The 21,711-nt window shown below is 70.6% G+C and carries 21 protein-coding genes; 3 read left to right on the top strand and 18 right to left on the bottom strand.

Going from position 1 to position 21,711, the window contains the following annotated elements; all coding sequences use genetic code 11:
* Nucleotides 1-16: 16 nt before the first annotated feature.
* The 3 genes from ACFHWY_RS12140 to ACFHWY_RS12130 all read right to left on the bottom strand — a co-directional run bounded on the left by ACFHWY_RS12140 (nt 17) and on the right by ACFHWY_RS12130 (nt 4,238).
* Nucleotides 17-1,396, bottom strand: a complete 1,380-nt coding sequence (locus ACFHWY_RS12140) for a phosphomannomutase/phosphoglucomutase (RefSeq protein ID WP_416580258.1) — start codon at nt 1,394-1,396, stop codon at nt 17-19.
* 70 nt (nt 1,397-1,466) lie between these two features.
* Complete coding sequence (locus ACFHWY_RS12135; protein WP_416580257.1) at nt 1,467-2,531, bottom strand: hypothetical protein; 1,065 nt, start codon at nt 2,529-2,531, stop codon at nt 1,467-1,469.
* Nucleotides 2,532-2,798: 267 nt separating this feature from the next.
* Nucleotides 2,799-4,238 carry an aldehyde dehydrogenase family protein gene (locus ACFHWY_RS12130; protein WP_416580256.1) on the bottom strand — a complete coding sequence of 480 codons (1,440 nt, stop codon included), beginning with the start codon at nt 4,236-4,238 and terminating at the stop codon, nt 2,799-2,801.
* Between the two features lie 140 nt (nt 4,239-4,378).
* Between ACFHWY_RS12130 and ACFHWY_RS12125 the strand changes: the two genes are divergently transcribed.
* Nucleotides 4,379-5,998 carry an aldehyde dehydrogenase family protein gene (locus ACFHWY_RS12125; RefSeq protein WP_416580255.1) on the top strand — a complete coding sequence of 540 codons (1,620 nt, stop codon included), beginning with the start codon at nt 4,379-4,381 and terminating at the stop codon, nt 5,996-5,998.
* A gap of 15 nt (nt 5,999-6,013) precedes the next feature.
* On the opposite strand, the gene ACFHWY_RS12120 is transcribed toward ACFHWY_RS12125, so the two are convergent.
* The 13 genes from ACFHWY_RS12120 to ACFHWY_RS12060 all read right to left on the bottom strand — a co-directional run bounded on the left by ACFHWY_RS12120 (nt 6,014) and on the right by ACFHWY_RS12060 (nt 18,049).
* Nucleotides 6,014-6,403 carry a M15 family metallopeptidase gene (locus tag ACFHWY_RS12120; RefSeq protein WP_416580254.1) on the bottom strand — a complete coding sequence of 130 codons (390 nt, stop codon included), beginning with the start codon at nt 6,401-6,403 and terminating at the stop codon, nt 6,014-6,016.
* The gene (locus ACFHWY_RS12115) at nt 6,400-7,533 is read right to left on the bottom strand and encodes a D-alanine--D-alanine ligase family protein (RefSeq protein ID WP_416580253.1); all 1,134 of its coding nucleotides are present in this window, start codon (nt 7,531-7,533) and stop codon (nt 6,400-6,402) included. Before ACFHWY_RS12115 ends, ACFHWY_RS12120 begins: the two co-directional genes overlap by 4 nt.
* A complete protein-coding gene (locus ACFHWY_RS12110) occupies nt 7,530-8,594 on the bottom strand; it encodes a threonine ammonia-lyase (RefSeq protein WP_416580252.1) in 1,065 nt (354 codons plus the stop codon). Before ACFHWY_RS12110 ends, ACFHWY_RS12115 begins: the two co-directional genes overlap by 4 nt.
* On the bottom strand, nt 8,546-9,763 hold the full coding sequence (locus ACFHWY_RS12105; RefSeq protein ID WP_416580251.1) for an acyltransferase family protein: 1,218 nt from the start codon (nt 9,761-9,763) through the stop codon (nt 8,546-8,548). Before ACFHWY_RS12105 ends, ACFHWY_RS12110 begins: the two co-directional genes overlap by 49 nt.
* A 143-nt stretch (nt 9,764-9,906) precedes the next feature.
* Nucleotides 9,907-10,968: an ATP-binding protein gene (locus tag ACFHWY_RS12100; protein WP_416580250.1), complete on the bottom strand. Its 1,062-nt coding sequence runs from the start codon at nt 10,966-10,968 to the stop codon at nt 9,907-9,909.
* Entirely contained in the window at nt 10,965-11,630 is a 666-nt protein-coding gene (locus tag ACFHWY_RS12095; RefSeq protein ID WP_416580249.1) for a response regulator transcription factor, read from the bottom strand. The genes ACFHWY_RS12100 and ACFHWY_RS12095 overlap by 4 nt, the downstream gene beginning before the upstream one ends.
* Nucleotides 11,631-11,842: 212 nt before the next feature.
* Nucleotides 11,843-12,484, bottom strand: coding sequence for a G5 domain-containing protein (locus tag ACFHWY_RS12090; protein WP_416580248.1), 642 nt, complete (start codon nt 12,482-12,484; stop codon nt 11,843-11,845).
* A 190-nt stretch (nt 12,485-12,674) separates the two neighbouring features.
* Nucleotides 12,675-13,127, bottom strand: a complete 453-nt coding sequence (locus ACFHWY_RS12085) for an arginase family protein (RefSeq protein ID WP_416580247.1) — start codon at nt 13,125-13,127, stop codon at nt 12,675-12,677.
* Between the two features lie 48 nt (nt 13,128-13,175).
* Nucleotides 13,176-13,838, bottom strand: coding sequence for an FAD-dependent oxidoreductase (locus ACFHWY_RS12080; protein ID WP_416580246.1), 663 nt, complete (start codon nt 13,836-13,838; stop codon nt 13,176-13,178).
* 75 nt (nt 13,839-13,913) lie between these two features.
* Nucleotides 13,914-14,747 carry an ABC transporter permease gene (locus ACFHWY_RS12075; protein WP_416580245.1) on the bottom strand — a complete coding sequence of 278 codons (834 nt, stop codon included), beginning with the start codon at nt 14,745-14,747 and terminating at the stop codon, nt 13,914-13,916.
* Between the two features lie 55 nt (nt 14,748-14,802).
* A complete protein-coding gene (locus ACFHWY_RS12070) occupies nt 14,803-15,714 on the bottom strand; it encodes an ABC transporter permease (RefSeq protein WP_416580244.1) in 912 nt (303 codons plus the stop codon).
* A complete protein-coding gene (locus tag ACFHWY_RS12065) occupies nt 15,711-16,862 on the bottom strand; it encodes an ABC transporter ATP-binding protein (protein ID WP_416580243.1) in 1,152 nt (383 codons plus the stop codon). Before ACFHWY_RS12065 ends, ACFHWY_RS12070 begins: the two co-directional genes overlap by 4 nt.
* Before the next feature lie 2 nt (nt 16,863-16,864).
* Nucleotides 16,865-18,049, bottom strand: coding sequence for an extracellular solute-binding protein (locus ACFHWY_RS12060; RefSeq protein WP_416580242.1), 1,185 nt, complete (start codon nt 18,047-18,049; stop codon nt 16,865-16,867).
* Nucleotides 18,050-18,248: 199 nt separating this feature from the next.
* On the opposite strand from ACFHWY_RS12060, the gene ACFHWY_RS12055 reads away from it, so the two are divergent.
* Nucleotides 18,249-18,761, top strand: a complete 513-nt coding sequence (locus ACFHWY_RS12055; RefSeq protein ID WP_416580241.1) for an Lrp/AsnC family transcriptional regulator — start codon at nt 18,249-18,251, stop codon at nt 18,759-18,761.
* Nucleotides 18,762-18,884: 123 nt separating this feature from the next.
* On the opposite strand, the gene ACFHWY_RS12050 is transcribed toward ACFHWY_RS12055, so the two are convergent.
* The gene (locus tag ACFHWY_RS12050; protein ID WP_416580335.1) at nt 18,885-19,082 is read right to left on the bottom strand and encodes a DUF397 domain-containing protein; all 198 of its coding nucleotides are present in this window, start codon (nt 19,080-19,082) and stop codon (nt 18,885-18,887) included.
* Nucleotides 19,083-19,791: 709 nt separating this feature from the next.
* Between ACFHWY_RS12050 and ACFHWY_RS12045 the strand changes: the two genes are divergently transcribed.
* Nucleotides 19,792-21,138, top strand: coding sequence for an aspartate aminotransferase family protein (locus ACFHWY_RS12045; RefSeq protein ID WP_416580240.1), 1,347 nt, complete (start codon nt 19,792-19,794; stop codon nt 21,136-21,138).
* An 87-nt stretch (nt 21,139-21,225) separates the two neighbouring features.
* Here ACFHWY_RS12045 and ACFHWY_RS12040 read toward each other — a convergent pair whose 3' ends face one another.
* Nucleotides 21,226-21,588 (bottom strand): DUF3499 domain-containing protein, encoded by a 363-nt coding sequence (locus ACFHWY_RS12040; protein WP_416580239.1) that lies wholly within the window; start codon nt 21,586-21,588, stop codon nt 21,226-21,228.
* Between the last annotated feature and the right edge of the window lie 123 nt (nt 21,589-21,711).

Below are 21,711 nucleotides of genomic sequence, written 5' to 3'. Positions count from 1 at the left end.
GCCGGCGCGAGCGATCTTATCGGCGAACCCGGTCGAGCACCTCGTCGCGCAGCTCGATCATCCGCTCCGCGGTGGGTGCCTCGACGTTGAGCCGCAGCAGCGGCTCGGTGTTCGAGGCGCGCAGGTTGAACCACGCCCCGTCGGGAAAGCGCAGGGTGAGGCCGTCCATTTCGTCGGCCTCGGCGTCCGGGTACGCGGCCCGCACTTCGGTCACCTTGGCCGCCTGGTCCGCGACCGTTGAGTTGATCTCGCCGGAGGCGGCGTACCGTTCGTACTCGGCGGCCAGCGTGGACAGCGGCAGCGGCTGCTCGCCGAGCGCCGCCAGGGTGTGCATGGCCGCCAGCATGCCGGTGTCGGCGAACCAGAAATCCCGGAAGTAGTAGTGCGCCGAGTGCTCGCCACCGAAGACGGCGTTGGTGCGGGCCATCTCTGCCTTGATGAACGAGTGTCCCACCCGGGCCACCACCGGCTCACCACCGTGCTCCCGGATGATTTCCGGCACCGCGCTGGAGGTGATCAGATTGTGGATCACCGTCGAGCCCGGATGCTTGGCCAGTTCCCGGGCCGCGACCAACGCGGTTATCGCCGACGGCGAGACCGGTTCGCCCCGCTCGTCGACCACGAAACAGCGGTCGGCGTCGCCGTCGAACGCCAGTCCGATGTCCGCGCCGTGCGCCACCACGGCACGTTGCAGGTCGACCAGGTTCGCCGGGTCCAGCGGGTTCGCCTCGTGATTGGGGAACGTGCCGTCCAGTTCGAAGAACAGCGGGACGATGCGCAGCGGCAGGGCCGGCCACGCGGCGTTGCCGAGCACGCTGGGCACGGTGTGCCCGCCCATGCCGTTGCCCGCGTCCACCACGACGGTCAACGGCCGGATGCCGGACAGGTCCACCAGCGTGCGCAGGTGTGCCGCATAGTCGGCCAGCAGGTCACGCCGCTCGATCGGCGCGGTCGGCGTGCCGATCGCCTCGTCCTTGTCGAGCAGGGCCTGTGCCCGGTCACGTACCTCCGCCAACCCGGTGTCCTGCCCGACGGGGCGGGCTCCGGCGTGGCACATCTTGATGCCGTTGTACTGCGCCGGGTTGTGGCTGGCGGTGAACATCGCCCCGGGCAGCCCGAGCGCACCGGAGGCGTAGTAGACCATGTCCGTCGAGGCGAGCCCGATCTCGACGACCGGGCGCCCCTCGGCGCGTACGCCGGCGGCGAAGGCGGTGGCCAGCGCCGGCCCGGATGCGCGCATGTCGTGCCCGATCAGCACGGCCTGGCCCGGCTCTCCGGCGCCGTCGAGCACCTCGGCGAAGGCGGCTCCCAGGGCACCGGCGACACGTTCGTCCCACTGGTCCGGCACCGTCCCCCGGACGTCGTACGCCTTCACGATCTGGGACAGATCAGACACCGGTTCCACTCCTCGGACAGCAGGTCGTCAACGAACCTGAGCGTATCGGAGTGGCAGGCGTTACCCCGGCTCAGCCGGGGAGCCCGCGCCCGTTCCCCGACTCGTCGGCCTCACCGGTGGCCGACGGCACGGCTGGGTGGACGTCGGGGCGGGGCAGTTCCGCTGAGTCGCCGGACCGCGCGCCGTACAGCCCGCCGGAGGTGCGGGCCGCCGGTGAGCCGCCGTAGACCCGGGGCGCACCGGGCCGGCCCGTCCCGTATACCTGACCGGGCGGCACGGCAGTCGCAACACCCGGCCCGGGCGGGACCGGCGCGGCACCATGACCACCACCGGCACGGTAGGTGGTACCGCCCGGACCACGCGGCGACGGAACCTCGCCGACGCCGGTGGGCTCCTTGCGGTCCTTGCCGGAACGGTGGACAAGAAGCCCGATGAGCAGGATCCCGCCAGCGACCATGGCGATGCCGAAGTACATCACCGGCGACCCGCCGGAGGACTCACCGGCGGTCTGCGCGAGATCACCTGACCCATCCACGGCCAGCGCCACGCTCGGCGTGGCCCCGGCCGCCGGCTCCTCGACCGCCTCCGCGCTCGGTGTCGACGACGGAGACGGAGACGGAGACGGAGACGCCGGGGCTCGTCCGCCGGCCACCCGGGACGGCACCGCGGCCCGCCCCAGCACGGTGCCTCCCGCCCCAGTGGCTTCGCCCGTCACCACCAGCCGGCCGCCGGGCGCCTCGGCGGCGAAGGCGACGCGGTACCGCACCGTCACACTCTTGCCCTCACAGAGTTGGTCCTTGGCCGGTGCGACCGGCGCGGTGGTCACCAGTCCGGCGTCGCCGGTGGCGGCCAGCGGCACCCAGCGGCCATCCATGTTGGCCTGCACCACCACCTGGTCGGCCCGCACACCGGGCAGGCTCAGACCCAACGCGCCGCGTACCCGCACGCAACCGTCGGTGCGCTTGCGTACCTCGATGGTCACGCCGGCGGCGGAACGGCCCGCGGTGAAGGTGCCCGCCGCGCGAACCCGCACCCGGTCCTCGGCTGCGTGAGCGGGCGTGCCGCCGAGCACCACCAGGCCGCCCAGGAACACGCAGACCGCCGCGAGAGGCGCCAGCTGGCGACGTAACGACATCACTACCCACCGTTCCTCCCCCGGCGGGGGACCGCCGGTCAGGCTACTACCGGTGCCGGACATCGGCTGGTCGTCGAAGCCCGGGTGCGTTCCTCGCCACCCAGGGCCGGCCTCGCCAGGTGGGTCACTGATCCCGGTGGCCGGCCCGAGGCCCAGCAGGATCGCCGGCCCATCAGTGGGTCTCCCGTGACGACGGCACGTGGTGACCGCTTATCGCGTGTCAATAGGGCCCCTGCTCTACCGGAGGCGCTGACAGGGGGCCCTTCCCTAGAGCTCGATGCCGGTGAGGACGGTGACGCGGGGGGCGGTGTAGTCGTCCATGGCGCTGCTCAACCCCTCCCGGCCGACGCCGCTGCCCTTCATCCCGCCGTAGGGCATCTGGTCGGCCCGGTACGACGGGACGTCACCGACGATGACACCGCCCACCTCCAGGGTCCGCGCCGCCGCGAAGGCGACGTCGAGGCGCCGGGTGAAGACGCCGGCCTGGAGCCCGTACGCCGAGTCGTTGACGGCGGCGAAGCCGGCCGCATCGTCCGCCACCGGGTCGACCACGAGCACCGGGCCGAAGACCTCCTCGGTGCGGACCCTGGCGTCCCGTGGCACTGCGCTGAGGACGGTGGGAGGGTAGGTCGCGCCGACGCGCCGACCGCCGGTCTCGATGGTGGCGCCGGCCGTCACCGCCTCGTCCACCCAGGCCGCCACGCGGCGGGCGGCAGCCTCGGAGACCAGCGGGCCGACGTCGGTCAGCGGGTCGGCCGGATCGCCGGTACGCAGTTCGCGCACGGCCGCGACCAGCCGGGGCAGGAAGCCGTCGTAGCGGCTTCCGTGCACGTAGACCCGCTGCACGGCGATGCAGGACTGCCCGGCCTGGTAGTTGGAGAAGGTGGCGATCCGGTGCGCCGCGAAGGTCAGGTCCTCGTCGTCGGCCCAGTCGTGGCAGATCAGGGCTGCCGCGTTGCCGCCCAGCTCCAGGGTCACGTGTTTCTCCGGCACCGACCGGCGGATGGCCGCGCCGACCGGCCCCGAGCCGGTGAACGACACGACCGGTAGCCGGGGGTCGGTGACCAGCTCGGCGGCGCGCTCGTTGGGCAGCGGCAGCACCGAGAACATCCCGGCCGGCAGCTCGGTCTCGGCCAGGATCTCACCGAGCAGCAGCGCCGACAGCGGGGTGGCGGGGGCCGGCTTGACCACGATGGGCGCGCCGACCGCGATCGCCGGTGCGACCTTGTGCGCCACCAGGTTGAGCGGAAAGTTGAACGGCGTGATGCCGAGCACCGGACCCTTGGGCACCCGGCGCACCAGGGCGATGCGCCCGGAGGCGGCCGGATCGGTGTCGAGCCGTTGCAGCTCACCGGAGAAGCGGCGGGCCTCCTCGGCCGCCCACCGGAAGGTGGCGATCGCCCGGCCGACCTCGGCGCGGGCCCACTTGACCGGCTTGCCGTTCTCGGCGGTGATGACGGCGGCGACCTCCTCGGCCCGCTCGGCGAGCCGGCGCGAGACGTGGTCCAGGGCAGCCGTGCGGGCGTACGCGGGCAGCGCGGCGGCCGTTGCGGCCACCCCGGCCGCCGCCGCCACGGCCGCCTCGACCTGCTCGGCGGTGGCGAGGGTGGTACGCCCGACGGTGCGGCCGTCGTACGGGTGTTGGACGATTACCTCGCCGGCACCGTGGCTCCGAAGACCGGCGACGAAGAACGGGGTGGGCTCCACATCCGGCAGCCTAGACCACCAATTTGCCCACGGAAACAGTCGCCTCAGCCCTTGTCTGCCGCGGATTCAGTAGCCAAGATGGCATACCGATTGCGATAACCGCCGCAGCGCACCCCCGGACCCCTCGGAGTGTTCCAGCCATGAGTGACCAGCAGAAGCTGCGCAACTTCGTCAATGGCGCGTACGTCGAGCCAGTCGACGGTGGCTACGCCGACCTGATCGACCCGTGCACCGGAGCGGCCTTCACCGCGGCTCCGGTCTCCGGCGCGGCCGACGTCGACGTGGCGATGAGGGCCGCCGCCGCCTTCGACAGCTGGCGGGACAGCACCCCGGCGCAGCGGCAGCGGGCGCTGCTCAAGTTCGCCGACGCGGTCGAGGCCCGCGCCGCCGACCTGGTCGACGCCGAAGTGCGCAACACGGGCAAACCTCGTCAGCTCACCGCCGAGGAGGAGCTGCCGCCCGCCGTCGACGAGCTGCGATTCTTCGCCGGTGCCGCCCGCCTGTTGGAGGGCCGCTCGGCCGGCGAGTACCTGGCCGGGCACACCTCGTACGTGCGGCGCGAGCCGATCGGCGTCTGCGCCCAGGTCACCCCCTGGAACTATCCGCTGATGATGGCGGTCTGGAAGATCGCTCCGGCGCTCGCCGCCGGCAACACCGTCGTGCTCAAGCCCTCGGACACCACGCCGGTCTCCACGTTGCTGTTGGCCGAGATCGCCGCCGTGCCGGGCACCCTGACCCCCGACCCGGCCCGCCACGGCGGCGGTGTCGGCGGCCTGCCACGCCGCCGGCCTACTCACCCTCACCTGCGGCACCTACGCCAACCTGCTGCGCTTCCCGCCCCTACTGGTGATCTCCGACGACGAGCTGAGCCGCGGCCTGGACATCCTCGACGCGGCCTTCGGCTGAGACACGGCCTTCGGCTGACCGGGCGGCCGGGTGGTTGCCGCGTCCGCACCGCGCGGCAGCCACCCGACCACGATCAGCGCAGCATCTCGACGGTGTTGTTGCGCACCAGGTTCTTGCCCGGCTCGCGAATCTGCTCCATGGCGGCGGAGTTGAGCAGCACGCAGCTTCCCGAGGGACCGGTGATCGTCACCGAGGTCGCCCTGCCGTTGTCCAGGTTGGTCACCCGCAGCCGGGTACCCACCGGGAACTGGTTGCTGGTGGCAGCCGGCCCGGCGGCCTCCTCGAAGAAGGTGATCGCGCCCCGGCAGGCCGATCCCTCGGCGCGGCCCGCCGGCGGCGAGGCCGATCCGGGACGGTCGCCGACCGTGCCCGGCTGCCCGGCGCCGGGTTGCGTCCGGGCGTCGCCCACCCGCTCGACCACGTTGCGTCGGATCACGTTCCGGCCCGGCTCGCGGACGAGTTCCATCGCGGCGGAGTTGAGCAGCACGCAACTGCCCGACGGCCCGACCACGGTCACCTCCGCCGACCTGTCGTTGTCCAGGTTGGTCACCCGCAGTCGGGTACCCACCGGGAACTGGTTGCTGGTGGCGGCCGGCTCGCCGCCCTCGGCCGAGAACGTGATCGAACCCGAACAGGCGCTCTGCCGCGTCGGCGCGCTGTCGGCGAATCCGAGTCCGGTGCCCACCGCCACGGTCGCTGCGGCGACCACCGCCATCCCCGCCGCCAGCACATGCTTACGCTGCAGCCTCACCTGGTGCCTCCTGTTCGTCCCAACCTGCCTTCACGTGCTGGTACGGCCTGGGAGCGCTCTCCAGTTCACCGATGTGACACGGTTCGTAAACAAGGATTCATAAAAGGTCGGCCGACCCTCAAACGGGTCCGTAACGGGTACGCGCCGCACCGGTCAGCAACGCCCAATAACGATCTCCGTACGACCAGTGCCACCACTCGGTCGGGTAGTTCACCAGACCCACGCGGGGCAGCGCGTCCACCAGGATCTGCCGGTGCTGGCGGACGGTGGCGCCGATCGACGGTGCGGCGGTGAAGCAGGCGTCGCCGCTGGCCTCCGGGGTGGCGTCCACGGCGGTGCCCATGTCCAGCTCGACACCGTCGGCGCTGCGGAGCGTCAGGTCCACCGCGCCGCCGGTGCTGTGCGGCGCCACCTCGACCGGTGAGACGAACTTGGTGGTCTCGACGAGCGGTTCACCGTCGTCCAAGCCGGACACCGCCGCGATGCGCGGATCGCAGAGGAGGATCATCGCCGCTCCGCCTCGCCGGCCGGGCGGGGTCGGTCCGCGTGCCGCGCGAACGCCAATGCGACCAACCGGTCCAGGATCTCCCGGTACCCGACGCCGGCTGCCGCCCACACCTTCGGGTACATCGAGTGCGCGGTGAAGCCCGGCATCGTGTTCAACTCGTTGACATACAGCTCACCGGCCTTCTCGTCGTAGAGGAAGTCCACCCGGGCCAGCCCCCAGCAACCGATCGCCGCGAACGCGCGCACCGACAGCTCCCGGATCCGCTCGGCCACGTCGTCCGCCAACTGCGCCGGGACGACCATCGGATCGGTGTCACCGAGGTACTTCTGCCGATAGTCGAACCAGCCACCGGTCACCCGCACCTCGCCGACCGCCGACGCCTCCGGCCGGATCCCGCCGAGTACCCCGCACTCCAACTCGCGGCCGGTCACCCCCTGCTCCACCACGGCCACGGTGTCGTACCGCAGCGCCACCTCGACCGCCGCCGCCAGGTCGTCGCCGTCGGCCACCCGGGACATGCCGATCGAGGAGCCCATCCGGGCCGGCTTGACGAACAGCGGCCGGCGCAGCCCGACCACCAGCTTCTCCGGATCCTCGGCCGCCCGGTAGGTTGCCGCGTCGAACGAGACCTGTGGCGTGATCGGCACCCCCTCGGCCCGCAGCGCCCGCTTCGTCGCCACCTTGTCCATCCCGAGGGCGGAGGCGAGGACGCCGCAACCCACGTACGGCACGCCCAGGGATTCGAGCAGCCCCTGAACGACGCCGTCCTCCCCGAACGGCCCGTGCAGCACCGGGAAGACCACGTCCAGCTCGGCATGTACCGCGCCGGGCGCGTCCGCCGCGGTGACCACCGCCGTACCCGGTCGCGGCCCCACCCGAAGTTCCACGGCCGGGCCGGTCACCGACAGCCGGTCGTCGATGGCCCGGGTGGCACCCGTGCCTTCGATGGCCCCGGACAGCGTCGCCTCCGGTACGAGCCGCAGCCCACCGGCCCGGCTGACCCCGATGGCCACCGTGCGGTACCCGCCGCCGGCCAGCGTCCGAGCCACCCCGAGCGCGGAGGCGCAGGAGACTTCGTGCTCTGCCGACGGGCCTCCGAACAGGACCCCGATCCGCACCGGCGTGCTCATACCGCCACCTCTTCTCTGCCTCGGACGGGGGCCGCCAGCCGGGCAACCAACTCCGCTTCCACGTTTCCGCCGGTCAGCACCACGCCAACCGTGCGCTGTCGCCGCGCCACCGCACCGAGCACCGGCGGTGCCCCGTCCTCGGCGGAGCGCGGTATCCCGCCCTCGGCCAGCCGGAGCGCGCCAGCCAGTCCGGCCGCTCCGGACGGCTCGGCCAGCAGCTTCAGCTCCATCAGGAGCAGCCGGAACGCCTCGGCGATCTCGTCGTCGTCCACCCGGATCACCCCGCTCAGGCGGGTACGCAGGATGGCGAACGGCAACTCGCCCACGCAGGACGGGCGTAGCCCGTCGGCGATCGTCGGCGCCGGCGACACCGAGGTGGGCCGGCCGGCGGCCAAGCTGCGGCCCAACGAGTCGCAACCGACGGGCTCCACGCCGTACACGCCGATCGGTCGGTCGGCCGCGGCCAGGCAGGCACCGGCCGCGCCGCCGCCCCCACCGACCGGCAGCACCAGCGCGTCCAGCGGGGTGCCGGCCCGCTCGGCCTGCTCGATCAGTTCGAGGCTGGCACTGCCCTGCCCCGCGATCACGTCCGGATGGTCGTACGCGTCGAGGATCGGATACCCGGTCTCGTCGCTGATCCGGCGGGCCACGGCCAACCGCTCGTCGACGCTGGTGCCGACCAGAACCACCCGGGCCCCCGCCGCACGGGCCCGGGCGATCTTCGTCAGCGCGGCGTCGACCGGCAGCACCACGGTCGCTGACAGGTCGTGGCACTGGGCCGCCAGCGCCACCGCGACGGCGTGGTTGCCGGTACTCTGCGCGATCACCCCGGCATGCCCGGCCGCCGCCAGCCGGCTCACCGCGAACAGCCCGCCACGCATCTTGTAGGAGCCCCCGAGCTGCAGGTTCTCCGCCTTCAGCAGCGTTCGGGCACCGACCAACCGGTCGATCACCGGCGAGTGCAGCACCGGAGTACGCAGCACCCGGCCGGTCAGCCAGCGAGCGGCTTCGGTCACGTCGACGAGTGCCGGGGCTGGCCCGGGTAAGTCGGTGCGGGACATGTCGTCTCCTTTGTCGAACAGCTCGGAGGTGGGCCGTTCCGGCGGCCGGCGGTACGCCCCACCGGCAGGTCGAACAGCCATGTCGCGCGGACCGCCAGCAGCACCCGGTGCACGCCCAGGCTGAGCGCCAGCACCAGGACGGTGAGCGAGAACGGGAGGCCGAGGGCGAGCGCCAACCGGGCGGAGTCGCCCAGGCCGGCGATCGGGCCGGCGATCAGCAGGTGCAGCAGCGCCAGCACCGGCATGTGGATCACGTAGATCGGGAGTGTCCGGCGGCCGAGGGCGGCGAGCGGCTCGGCGAACGTCGGCCAACTGGCGAGCCGGACCGCGATGGCGATCCCGAACAGCACCGCGACGACGGACACCAGCGGCGCCACGCCGGGCAGCCGCGCCGTGTCGGTCACCCCCACCACGCCCAGCACCACGACGTACACCGCAGCCATCAGCAGCAGGCGCCGCCCGGTCATCGTGTCCGCCCAGCGTTGGAGGTGCTGCCGCAGGTGCAGGCCGGCGAGGAAGAACACCAGATTCTGGTAGAGCCCGGCCCGGTTGCCGGGGGTGTCGAGCAACCCCGCCGCCGCGACGGCGCTCAGCACGCCCGCCGCTGTCAGCAACACCGCCGGGTGGACCCGGCGCAGCGCCTTGGCCAGGACGAAGTAGAGCGCCAGCGCGTAGAGGTACCAGAGGTTGGAGGGGCTGATCGTCAGTTGTGCCAGCAGGTCACCGAGGCTGGTAGCCCGGTCGGTCGGAAAGTCCGGGGCGAGGGCCAGGACGGCGGTGTGGATCAGCAACCAGACGCCGTACAGGTAGAGGAATCGGGCGATCCGCGGCCGGCCGACCGCACGCCAGGGGCGCTGCACGGCGCTCGCCGCGAACATCCCGGAGATGGCGAAGAACAGCGGCATCCGCATCGGCAACAGCAGCTCGCCGAGCGTCCCCCAGGCGCCGGGCACCGGCACGTCGAGCCGCCAGTCGATCTGAAGGTAGTCCTTCATGATCACATGCCAGGACAGCACCAGGACGATGCAGCCGCCCTTGGCTACGTCCGCCCAGGCCAACCTGCCGCCGGCCGGTTGCGTGCCACCCGTGCCATCGGCACCTGCCGGGCCGCTTCCGGAGGACCGACCACCGGCGGTAACCACGACCGCGGGCTGGTCACTTCCAGTCACAGAACCTCCTCTGTCAGTAGGATTTGCGGGCCGGACGGCTCTGTTCTGGGCACGCCGAGGACCGGCGTGCCGCTGGCTGCGACGTCGAGTCCGATGTGCCCGGTGGGCCAGGCCGGGGCAGCATGCCGGTACGGTCCGGCAGGTCAGTCTGTCGTGGGTAGCCGGACGTCCACCCGAAGCCCGCCACCGGAGTCGGCGGGCTGGGCGGCGATGAGACCGTCGTGGGCCTGGGTGATCGAGCGGGCAATCGCCAGACCCAGACCTGCGCCACCGCTGTGGTTCGTACGATCCCGGGTTAGTCGGCGGAACGGCTCGAACAGCCCGGCAACCGCCTCGGCCGGCACCGCCTGCCCGGTGTTGACCACGGTCAGCGTCGGGTCCCGGCCGACGCTCACGGTGACCGTGCCGCCGGGTCGGTTGTACTTGATCGCGTTTTCCACCAGGTTCGTCACCAGTCGTTCCAGCAACACCCGCTCGCCCATCACCAGCCGGGGTTCGAGGTGGCCCTGCATGATCACTCCGGCTGCCGAGGCCCGATCCTGGTAGGCGGCCAGCACGTGGGTGGCGATCTCGTCGAGGCGCTGCGGGATGCGGGAGCGCAGGCCCTGGTCACTCTCGCTGAGCGCGAGCAGCCCCTCGATGAGCCGCTCGTTGCGCTCGTTGGTCTCCAACAGCTGGCCGGTGAGCAGCTCCAACTGCTCGGTGGTGAGCGACCGGGCCATGCCGACCTCGATCAACGTCCGCTGCACCGCCAACGGCGTACGCAACTCGTGCGAGGCGTTCGCCGCGAATCGCCGCTGCCCCTCGTAGCCGGCGGCGATGCGCTCCATCATCTCGTCGATCGACCCGGCGAGCTGGGCCAACTCGTCCTTGCCGCGCGGCCGGATCCGGTAGCCGAGGTTCTGCGGCCCGACCTGCGAAACCGGTCCGGCAAGGTCGTGGACCGGCCGAAGGCACCACCGCGCGGCGGCCCAGGTTCCGGCTACGGTGAGCAGGAGTACGCCGAGCCCGGTCAGCGCGTAGAGCTGTCCGGTGAGCGTACGCGCCGACCCACACACGAGGCTGGCCCCCGGCACCCCGAAGTCACACACGCCTGGGCCGTAGAACCACAGCGTGCCGAGCACCGACCTGGTCAGGGTGGGCAGGGTGAACCCGATCAGGAGGGTGATCGCGCCGACCAGGACGATCCGCCGACGTGGTGTCACGACTTATCGCCGATCCGGTAGCCGGTCCGCGGCACGGTGTGGATGATCTGCGGCACGTCGAGCTTCTTCCGCAGCGTCATCACGGTCACCCGGACCGCGTTGGTGAACGGGTCGGCGAACTCGTCCCACGCCTGTTCGAGCAGCTCCTCCGCGCTGACAACCCGCCCGCCGGCGCGCATCAGCACGTGCAGCACAGCGAACTCCTTGGGGCTCAGACCGATTGGCCGGCCGTCCCGGCTGACCGTGTGCCGGGCCACGTCCAGCACCACACCGTGCTGCTCCAGCACCGGCGGCACGGCCGGAGCGGACCGCCGGCCCAACGCCTGCACCCGGGCGACCAGTTCGGCGAAGGCGAACGGTTTGGTCAGGTAGTCGTCGGCGCCCAGCCCGAGACCCTCCACCCGGTCCCGGATGCCGGCGGCGGCGGTCAGCAGCAGCACCCTCGTACCGGAGCCGGAGCCGGCGAGACTACGGCACACCTCGTCGCCGGTATGGCCGGGCATGTCCCGGTCCAGCACCGCCACGTCGTACCGGTTCACCCCAACCCGCTCCAGAGCAGCGTCGCCGTCGTAGCAGACATCTACTGCCATCGAGAGGCGGCGCAACCCCTCGGCCACCGTGTCGGCCAACAGCCGCTCGTCGTCCGCCACCAGCACCCGCACACTCGCACTCCCCCGTGATCCGTCGTTGCCGGCCCTACGCTCCCAGGCAACAGATAAGGGTTTCGTAAGCGCCCGCCGCAGCAATCTTCCACGCCAAACCCGCCCCCCTCCACCCCACCCACCAGCCCGCGATCATGCAGTCATGGCACGCGAAAAGAGCCTCAAGCCGCTTTAGCTGGTGCCCTGACTGCATGACTGGCGCGTGCGTGGGGTCAGTCGCAGCCGTAGCCGTCGTTGTCTCGGTCGAGGTCGTAGATGTCGGCGCCGATCACCTTGACCGGGCCGGTGACGTAGGCGGGGCCGTCACCGCTGCCGCCGGCACAGTCGACATCGCTGGCGATCGGAACGCAGGGCGTGTAGTTCGGGTCACAGCGGGAGGCGGGCTTGGTGCCCTCGGCGACGACCTCGGTGACCGGTTTTCTCGTCACCGCCGAGTCGAGCAGTTCCTTCTCCGTCTGCACGCCGTCGATGACGGTCACCTGGTAGGTCAGGGTGCGTACCCCATCCACACCCCGGGTGCGGACCACTCGCTTCCCCTCGGCCATCGAGGAGTCCTTCACCGTACGGCTGCCATGTCGGACGGGCTTCTTCTCGACGACGGTTCGCTTCTGCACCACAGGGGACGGAGCAGACGTCGGGCTCAGCGTGGTATCGGACGGTCCGGTAGATTCGGCAGGTGCAGGCTCACCACCCACGGAGTCGGCAGTGGACTCGCCCGGGGCGGGCTGCGCGGTAGCTGCGATGGCCGGGGCGGGTTGCTCGTCGGCGGCGGTGCCCGTGCGTACCGGGTCCGGATCGCCCGCCAGGGCGCCCAGGATGGTGCCGCCGGCACAGCACATGAGAACGAACGACACGAACCCTCCGCCCAGGATCAGGGCGACTCGTTTGCCGGGGCTGAGCCGGACGAACCAGTTCGACCGCGGGACGGGCTGGAAGGGGTTCGGAAAGTATGTCGGCTGTGTCACACCCACGAGTCTCGTCGGCGGGACCCGCTTGGCCATCCCCTGTCACGCCGGTCACTCCCTGCTCAATGCACTGAGCTGGTCACCGTGCGGACCGTGGCCCGACCTCGATCGTCACCCGAATGACACAACAGGCCTCCAGCCTCATCGGACCCGACACCACGCGCCGGCGGAAAGTACGACATTCCCTGTCGACCACGTCCACGTCCACGTCGACGGAGAGGAAGACGTTCTCGCACTCGTCGGTCGCGATGCTGAACGCCTCGGTGAGGCAGGGATCCAGGCCGCGTGCCACGATCTCGGTCATCTCGTACGAACGCATCCGCTGCCGCGCCATCCATTCCAGCGTCGAAGGTCCCGGCCAGTAGCCACGCAGGCCGATCTGGAGGAAGCGGTCGCCGCGTACCGCGCCGGACTCGATGAGCCGGCGCATCGGCTGGCCGTGCCCGTGCAGTGACCCGAACTCGATGTCACCGGTGTCGGCGTGCGCGTCGAAGGGCACCAACACCGGCTCCTGGATGGTGCAGGGCGGCACGCCGAGGAAGGTCGTGTCTGGCCCCGAACATCGGGCCGTAACGGGTCGTCATGCCGTCCCTCCGGTCGAGCGTTCCTCCATGCCCCAGGGCGAGCCGTAGCCGGCCAGCAGGTCGAGGAACGGCCTGGGTGGCAGCGCCTCCGGACCGAGCACCCCGGCACCCGACCACGCGCCGGTGGCGAGCAGTTCCAGGGCGACGACCGGGTTCACCGCGGTCTGCCAGACCACCGCCTGGTGACCGTACTCGCTCATCGACCACTTCGGCGAGTTCACCTCGGCACGTACCTCCTCGCGGTCGAGCAGGGTGACATCTTGGCCGTACCGGCGAGCCAGCGCGGCGTTCTCGGCCAGCCCGGCGAGCAGGTACGGCTCGACGGCCACGGCCAGTTCGCCGGTGCGCTCGAAGTCGCAGTCGATCCGGTGCTCTGCCACGGTGGTCCCGATCGCGGCGAGGTTCGCCCGGCCGAGCCACTCCAACTCGTCGATCTCTTCGGGGAATCGCCGCGCCCCGTTGGCCAGCCCGTGGGTCAGTGAGGCCGCGCAGAACCCGCCGTTGCGCCCGGATGCCGCCCAGCCGCAGGTCCCCGCCTCGACCAGCAGCACCTCCCGCCCGGGGTCGGCCTGCCGGGCGAGCAGCGCCGCCCACAGGCCGCTGTAGCCACCACCGACGACCAGCAGGTCGGCCGCGCCAGCGCCGTCCAGCGGCGGCAAGCGGGTCGGGACGCTCGCGCCGGTCCAGCCAGTACGGCACGCGCGCCGCGTCGGCCAGGGCGGGATGCGCGGCGGTCATGGCCAGCTTGTCGACTTGGGCGCGGCAGTCGGGATCGCCGCCTGCCGGGCCCGTCGGCCACCAATCGAGCTGGCCAGCACCAGCAGCAACGCGATCCCGAACATCGCCGTGCCGATGACGTTCACCTGCGCTGGGATGCCGCGCTGGGCGGCACCCCAGACGTACATCGGGAACGTCACGGTGGTCCCCGAGTTGAAGTTCGTGATGATGAAGTCGTCAAAACTGAGCGAGAAGGCGAGCAGGGCGGCGGCCACGATGCCGGGCAGCACCAGCGGCAGGGTGATCCGCCGGAAGGTCTGCCACTCGCTGGCGTACAGGTCCAGGGCGGCCTCTTCCAGCCGCCGGTCCATGCCGGACAGCCGCGCCTTCACGGTGACCACCACGAATGACACGCAGAACATCACGTGGGCGACGACGATGGTCCAGAAGCCGAGTGGCACCCCGCCAGAGACGAAGAGGGCGAGCAGTGAGGTGCCCATCACCAACTCCGGCGTCGCCATCGGCAGGAAGATCAGCACGTTGAGCCCGGACCGGCCACGGAACCGGTGTCGGACCAGGGCGAACGCCATCAGCGTGCCGAGCACGGTGGCGGCCACGGTGGCGAGGAAGCCGATCTGCACGCTGCGCAGCACCGCATCGCACATGTCGGAGGTGGCGCACGGGTTGCGCCAGTTGTCGAGGGTGAACTCGTTGAAGTCGTACGACAGCCGGCTGGACGGGCGGTTGAACGACAGCGCGGCGACCACGGCGATCGGCAGGAAGAGGTAGCCGAGCACCAGCAGCGCCACGCCCATCACCCAGTGCCGGGCGAACCAGCGCCAGATCCTCAACTGCGCCGCCTTTCGTTCGCGACTGCGGGGCTCCGCTGCGCTGCACTCCTCGCGCTCACAGGACGTCCTCCGTGCCGGCGCGACGCAGGTAGACGAAGACCACCACGAGGATCGCCGACATCAGCAGGAACGACAGCGCCGCGCCCTGCGGGTAGTCCAGCCGGACCAGGAACGCCGAGTCGATGACGTTGCCGATCATGTATTCCTTCGGCGTGCCCAGAAGTTCGGCGTTGATGTAGTCGCCGGTCGCCGGGATGAAGAAGAGCAGGGTTCCGGCGACCAGGCCGGGCATCGACAGCGGCAGGGTGACCCGACGGAACGTCCTCAGCGGGCTGGCGTACAGGTCGCTGGCGGCCTCCAGCAGTCGGTAGTCGAGCCGCTCCAGGCTGGCGTACAGCGGCAGGACCAGGAACGGAAGGAAGTTGTACGTCAGGCCGAGCACCACCGCGATCGGGGTTGCCAGCAGCCGCCCGTCGGGGCCGAGCAGGTGCACGTCGCGTAGCAGCCCGACGAGCCAGCCGTTGTCCGACAGGATCGTCTTCCAGGCGAGCGTGCGTACCAGGAAGCTGGTGAACATCGGGGCGATCACGCAGACCAGCAGCAGGTTCTTCCACCGGCCGGCCTTCTGCGCGATCGCGTACGCCAGCGGGTAGCCCATCAGCAGCGCCAGCACCAACGCGATACCGGCGTAGAGGAACGACCGGCCGAACTGCGGCCAGTACGCCTGTAGTGCGGTCGGGTAGTTGCCGAAGGCCCAGGTCAGCGCGTATCCGGTGGAGAGCGAGCCGCTGGGATCGTAGAGGCTGGCGGCGGCGAGCTGTACCAGTGGCACCGCGAAGAAGAGGAACAGCCAGGCCGCGCCGGGCAACAGCAGCAGGTACGGCAGCAGCCGGTGCCTGCTCCGGCGGGCAGCCGGCGGCGACGCCGGCTGCCCCTGGGCGGTGGGTACGTGAGCCAACACGCTCATGAGGACGTGCCCACCGGCTCGTCGAGGACTGCGGTGGTGCGGTCGTCTTCGTCGGTGTGCCGGCCGAGCAGGAAGGCGTGCTCCGGGTCCCAGTACGCCACGGCCTGTTCGCCTGGGGTGAACCGCTGCTGGCTGCCGCTGCTGGCGGCGAACACGCTCAACTCGGTGCCCGATCCGGTGCGCAGCAGGTACTGCGTGCTGACCCCGACGTAGGAGGCGTCGATGATGGTCCCGTCGAGGTGCTGGCTGCCGGCGGGCACCTCGTCGACGGTGCGGATCAGGTGCAGTTTCTCGGGGCGTACCCCCAGGTGGACCGGACCACGGTCGGCGCGGGACCGGCGGGCGGGCACCGAGAACCGCGCCCCGTGCACGGTGACCAGCAGGTCGCCGTCGGTGCCGCCGGAGACGTCACCGGCGATCAGGTTGGACTGGCCGAGAAAGTTCGCCACGAACGCGGTCGCCGGGAACTCGTAGATCTCGGCCGGCGCGCCGAGCTGCTCGATCCGCCCGGCGTTCATCACCGCGACCGTGTCGGCCATCGTCATGGCTTCCTCCTGGTCGTGGGTGACGTGTACGAAGGTGATGCCGACCTCGGTCTGGATGCGCTTGAGTTCGATCTGCATCTGGCGGCGCAGTTTCAGGTCGAGCGCGCCGAGCGGCTCGTCGAGCAGCAGCACCTGCGGCTGGTTGATCAGTGCCCGGGCCAGCGCGACGCGCTGCTGCTGGCCGCCGGAGAGCTGGGCGGGTCGCCGCCGCTCGTACCCGTCGAGCTGCACCAGCGACAGCATCTGACGGACCTGCCCGTCGACCGGACGGATACCGCGCCGCCGCAGCCCGAAGGCCACGTTCTCGAAGATGTCCAGGTGTGGGAAGAGCGCGTAGCTCTGGAACACCGTGTTGACCGGCCGCTTGTACGGGCGGAGTCGGGCGATGTCCCGGTCGGCGAGCAGCACCTGCCCGCTGGTCGGCTCCTCCAGGCCGGCGACCATCCGCAGGGTGGTGGTCTTGCCGCAGCCGGACGCGCCGAGCAGGGCGAAGAACGAGCCTTGTGCAACGGTCAGGCTCAGGTCGTCGACCGCGGTGAAGGCGCCGAAGGTCTTGGTGAGGTTGGCCAGCCGCAGGTCGCCGGCCGGAGTCTCCGGTGGCATCGTCAGGCTCCGATGACCTGCTGGAACTTGCCCTCGTACTCACGCTCCTGCTGCTCGTCCAGTGCCATGAAGACGCGCGCCTTGCTGAGCATGGCCTCGTCCGGGAAGATCAGCGGGTTGGCGGCCAGCTCGGGGTCGAGCTTCTCCATCTCCGCCTGCGCGCCCTGGACCGGGCAGATGTAGTTGACGTAGGCGGCGAGTTGCGCGGCGACCGCCGGATCGTAGTAATAGTTGATCATTTCTTCGGCGTTGGCCTTGTGGGTGGCCCGGTTAGGCACGAGCATGTTGTCCGACCAGAGCATCATCCCGGTCTCGGGCACCACGAACGTGATCTGGTCGTCGTCGAAGCCGAGCTGGACGACGTCGCCGGACCAGCCGATGCACGCGGCGATGTCCCCCTTGGCCAGGTCCGGGGCGTAGTCGTTGCCGGTGAACCGGCGGATCTGCCCGGAGTCGACGGCCCGCTTGAGCTTGTTGAGGGCGTCGTCGAACTGGCTGGCGGTGAAGTCGGCCGGGTTGTGGCCGTTCGACATCATCAGCAGGCCCATGGTGTCCCGCATCTCGCTCAGCGCGGTCACCTTGCCTTTGAGGTCGGCGCGGTTGAGTAGTTCGTCAACGGTACGGATCTCCTTGGCCACCCGGCCGTTGTAGGCGAGCCCGGCCAGGCCGGACTGCCACGGGATGGCCAGCTGGTTGGCCGCGTCGAAGGAGCGGTTGCGAAGCGAGGACAGCAGGTTGGCCTCGACGTTGGGCAGCCTCGCCTTGTCGAGCTTCTGGATCCAGCCGAGTCGGATCATCCGGGCGGCCATCCAGTCGGAGAGCACCATGACATCCCGCCCGGTGCTCTGGCAGGCGGCGAGTTGGTTCTGCACCTTCCCGAAGAACTCGTTGTTGTCGTTGACGTCCTCGGTGTAGGTCACCTGGATGCCCGTCCTGCTGACGAACCCGTCCTGCGTGGGACGCTTCGACTCGTCGTCGGAGTCCACGTCCATGTACTGCGGCCAGTTGGAGAAGGCCAACGTCTGCTCCGTGCCGGAGAGGTCATCGCTGACGCAACCGGTCTCGGTCTGCTGCGCCCCGGGAGTGCCGCAGCCGGCCAGGGTGCCACCGGTGGCGAGCAGCGCGGCCGAGCCGAGGGTGCCGGTGAGCAGACCCCGCCGGGTCAACGGCCGGGAGACACTACGCATGTGACGACTCCTATGGGTGATCGCCGGCGGGACGGGGTGGCGCGCCGACTGGAGGTCAATGGCGATGGACGACTGATCCTGACATGATCAACCCTCACTAACAAGGGATTCCGTTGCAGGATTAGCTCTGGACGACGAATTACGCCAGACTGCCCGTTGGCACTAGGCTCAGGCCGGTGACGGACATGGGGAGCGGTCGATGACGAGCCGGCAACAGGACAGCGGCAACGGTGGACGCCGGGTGAATGTGCGCGAGGGTGCCAGCCACGCTCTCCTCGACGACGTGGCAAAACAGATCATCGAGCAGTTACAGGAGGACGGTCGCCGCCCGTACGCCACCATCGGCAAGGCGGTGGGGCTCTCCGAGGCGGCGGTACGCCAGCGCGTACAGCGTCTGCTCGATGCCGGGGTGATGCAGATCGTCGCGGTGACCGATCCGCTCCAGCTCGGTTTCCCCCGGCAGGCCATGATCGGCCTGCGCACCGACGGCGACCTGGAGAGCGTCGCCGACCGCATCGCCGAACTCGACGAGGTCGACTACGTGGTGATCACCGCCGGGTCGTTCGACCTGCTGGCAGAGGTGGTCTGCCGTAACGACGAACACCTGCTGGAGATCCTGCAACGGCTGCGCGCGGTCCCCGGGGTGCTGTCCACCGAGGCGTTCGTCTACCTCAAGCTGCGCAAGCAGACCTACACCTGGGGCACCGCCTGACGCCGAACAGCCGGCTCGCCGACCGGCTGGCTTGATCAACGCCAGTTCGGCGGGATGGCGGTAACCCGTCGCCAAAGACCCCGCCATTTCGGCGGAACGGAGTCGGTCAACCAGGGCGGGTGATCAGTCGGTGGACTGGTGCGCGGCGGTGGCGACGAAGGCGCGCCAGGCGTCGGGGGCGAACGCCAGGGTGCCGCCGTCGCGGGCCTTGCTGTCGCGCACCAGCACCCGGCCGGGCAGGTTGTCGGCCACCTCGACACAGTCGCCGCCGTTGTTGCTGCTGCGGGTGGCGGTGCGCCAGCGGGCGCCGGTCATCTCCATGTCGTCGCCACTTCCCTGATCAGCTCGGAGCAGTGGCTGGTACGACCGGAGGACCCTGGCGTCCTGCTCCAGCTCCGCCCACTCCCGGAACCAGGGCAGGTCCCGGCGGCGGAACGGCTCCGGCCATAGCTCCTTGGCCTTGCGCCCGAGGGTGTTGGCCACGGCGATCCTGGTCCGGGGGTGCGGTATCCGCCCGTCCGCCAGCCAGCGAGCCGCCGTCTTCGGGTCGACACCCATCTTCCCGGCCAACGACTCGGCCGCCTCGCCCCGCTCCACCATCGCCACCCGCAACGCCTCGTTACCCATCGCGCCCTCCCGACTCACGTCACACTTCGGCGCAGGCTAGTCACCATCGGTTGCCGTGTCCGCCCGCTGTCGGCGTGTTGCGGCCAGGACTGTTTCGCGCATCCGGTGTGCGACCCGGATGCCCCCGAAGCGCCCTGGACACGGTGGCGCCGGGAGCCCCACAGGCACCCGGGCCGGTCCGCCAGACGCCCGACCAACCCACCAAGCAGCGCTCCGGTCTACCCGCCGTCGACCACGGCACGACGGTGCGGATTCCGTTGCACGAGGCCAGCCTACGCGCTAAATCCGTTGCATTAAGCCACAGCGTCAACCGATTGCACTTGCCTTCCGCCATGGGACTGTGGGATAACCGTGGGCAGAGCGGCCGGTGACCCTGACCGGCCCGAGAACCGATGGGGCTGACATGGCCAACGCCACCGACCACCTCTGGATGCACTTCACCCGGATGGCGAGCTACTCCGCCGCTGAGGTGCCGACCATCGTGCGCGGCGAGGGCCCGTACGTCTGGGACGCGCAGGGCCGCCGCTACCTCGACGGGCTCGCCGGCCTCTTCGTCGTCAACGTCGGTCACGGCCGCACCGAGCTGGCGGAGGCCGCCGCGAAGCAGGCCGGCGAGCTGGCGTACTTCCCCCTCTGGTCGTACGCCCACCCGAAGGCGGTGGAGCTGGCCGAGAAGATCGCCACGCTGGCTCCCGGCGACCTGAACCGGGTCTTCTTCACCACCGGCGGTTCCGAGGCGGTAGAGGCGGCCTGGAAGCTGGCCCGCGCCTACTTCAAGCGGACCGGCAAGCCGACCAAGCACAAGGTGGTCAGCCGGTACATCGCCTACCACGGCACCTCGATGGGAGCTTTGTCGATCACCGGGCTGCCCGGCATCAAGACCGACTTCGAGCCGCTGGTGCCCGGCGGCATCAAGGTGCCGAACACGAACTTCTACCGGGCCCCGGAGCACGGTGACGACCCGGTGGCGTTCGGCCGATGGGCCGCAGAGGAGATCCGCCGCGCCATCGAGCGGGAGGGGCCGGAGACCGTCGCCGCGGTCTTCCTGGAGCCGGTGCAGAACTCCGGCGGCTGCTTCCCGCCGCCGCCCGGCTACTTCGAGCGGGTACGCGAGATCTGCGACGCGTACGACGTGCTGCTCATCAGCGACGAGGTGATCTGCTCGTGGGGCCGGCTCGGTGAGTACTTCGGTGCGGTCCGCTACGGCTACCAGCCCGACATAATCACCACCGCCAAGGGCATCACCTCGGGTTACGCCCCGCTCGGCGCGATGATCGCCAGCGACCGGCTGATGGAGCCGTTCCTCACCGAGACCGGCATGTTCGCCCACGGGGTGACCTTCGGCGGCCACGCGGTCTCCTGCGCGGTGGCCCTGGCCAACCTGGAGGTCTTCGCCCGCGAGGATCTCATCGGCCACGTACGCGCCAACGAGGCGGCATTCCGCGCCACCCTGGAGAAACTGCACGACCTGCCGATCGTCGGCGACGTCCGGGGCGACGGCTACTTCTACGGCATCGAGCTGGTGAAGGACAAGACGACCCGGGAGACGTTCGACGAGGCCGAGTCGGAGCGGCTGCTGCGCGGCTTCCTCTCCGACGCCCTCTTCTCCGCCGGGCTCTACTGCCGCGCCGACGACCGAGGTGACCCGGTGGTGCAGCTCGCCCCGCCACTGATCGCCGGCCAGGAGCAGTTCGACGAGATCGAGCAGATCCTGCGAGTCGTACTCACCGAGGCGTGGTCCCGCCTCTAACCCCACCCCCACCCGCGTCGATCTAGGAACGATCGCCGCTAGTCGATCTCCAGCAACGACGAAGAGCCCTAGATCGACGGAGGAGGGTCAGTGGGTGGGGGGGATTACGCGGAGGTGGCCGCGGCGGGAGGTGGGCGGGGTGCGGTGCTGGTCCTCGTCCTGCGGAGGGCGGGGGGCGGGGCGGGCGGCCTCGCGAACCGCCTCGGCGAGGGCCACCAGGTCATCGGTGGTGGGCGGCGGTGGCTCGAACTCGCCCTCGTGCCGGACCACCTCCCAGCCACGCGGGGCGGTCAGACTGCGGGCGTGCGGTTCACAGAGGTCGTACGTGTGTGGCTCGGCGAAGGCGGCCAGCGGTCCCACCACCGCGGTCGACTCGTTGTAGACATAGGTCAGCGTGGCGACCGCTTGCCGGGGGCAGCCGTTACGGGTACAGCGCCGTGGTGACCTCACGGGCGCAGGGTATCTCCATTACCGGCTTCGGCGCACTGGTTCGCGTTCCGACACGCCCGCCTCGGTGATCACATTTCTTCCCGGTGCTGCGGCGCGCCGCACTGCCAACACTGATGCGGCGCG

It is taken from the genome of Micromonospora sp. LOL_024 (genome assembly GCF_048060415.1).
Lineage (GTDB): Bacteria > Actinomycetota > Actinomycetes > Mycobacteriales > Micromonosporaceae > Micromonospora.
Note: the sequence above shows the minus strand (reverse complement) of the source record. Positions and strands in the feature narration are given on the sequence as shown.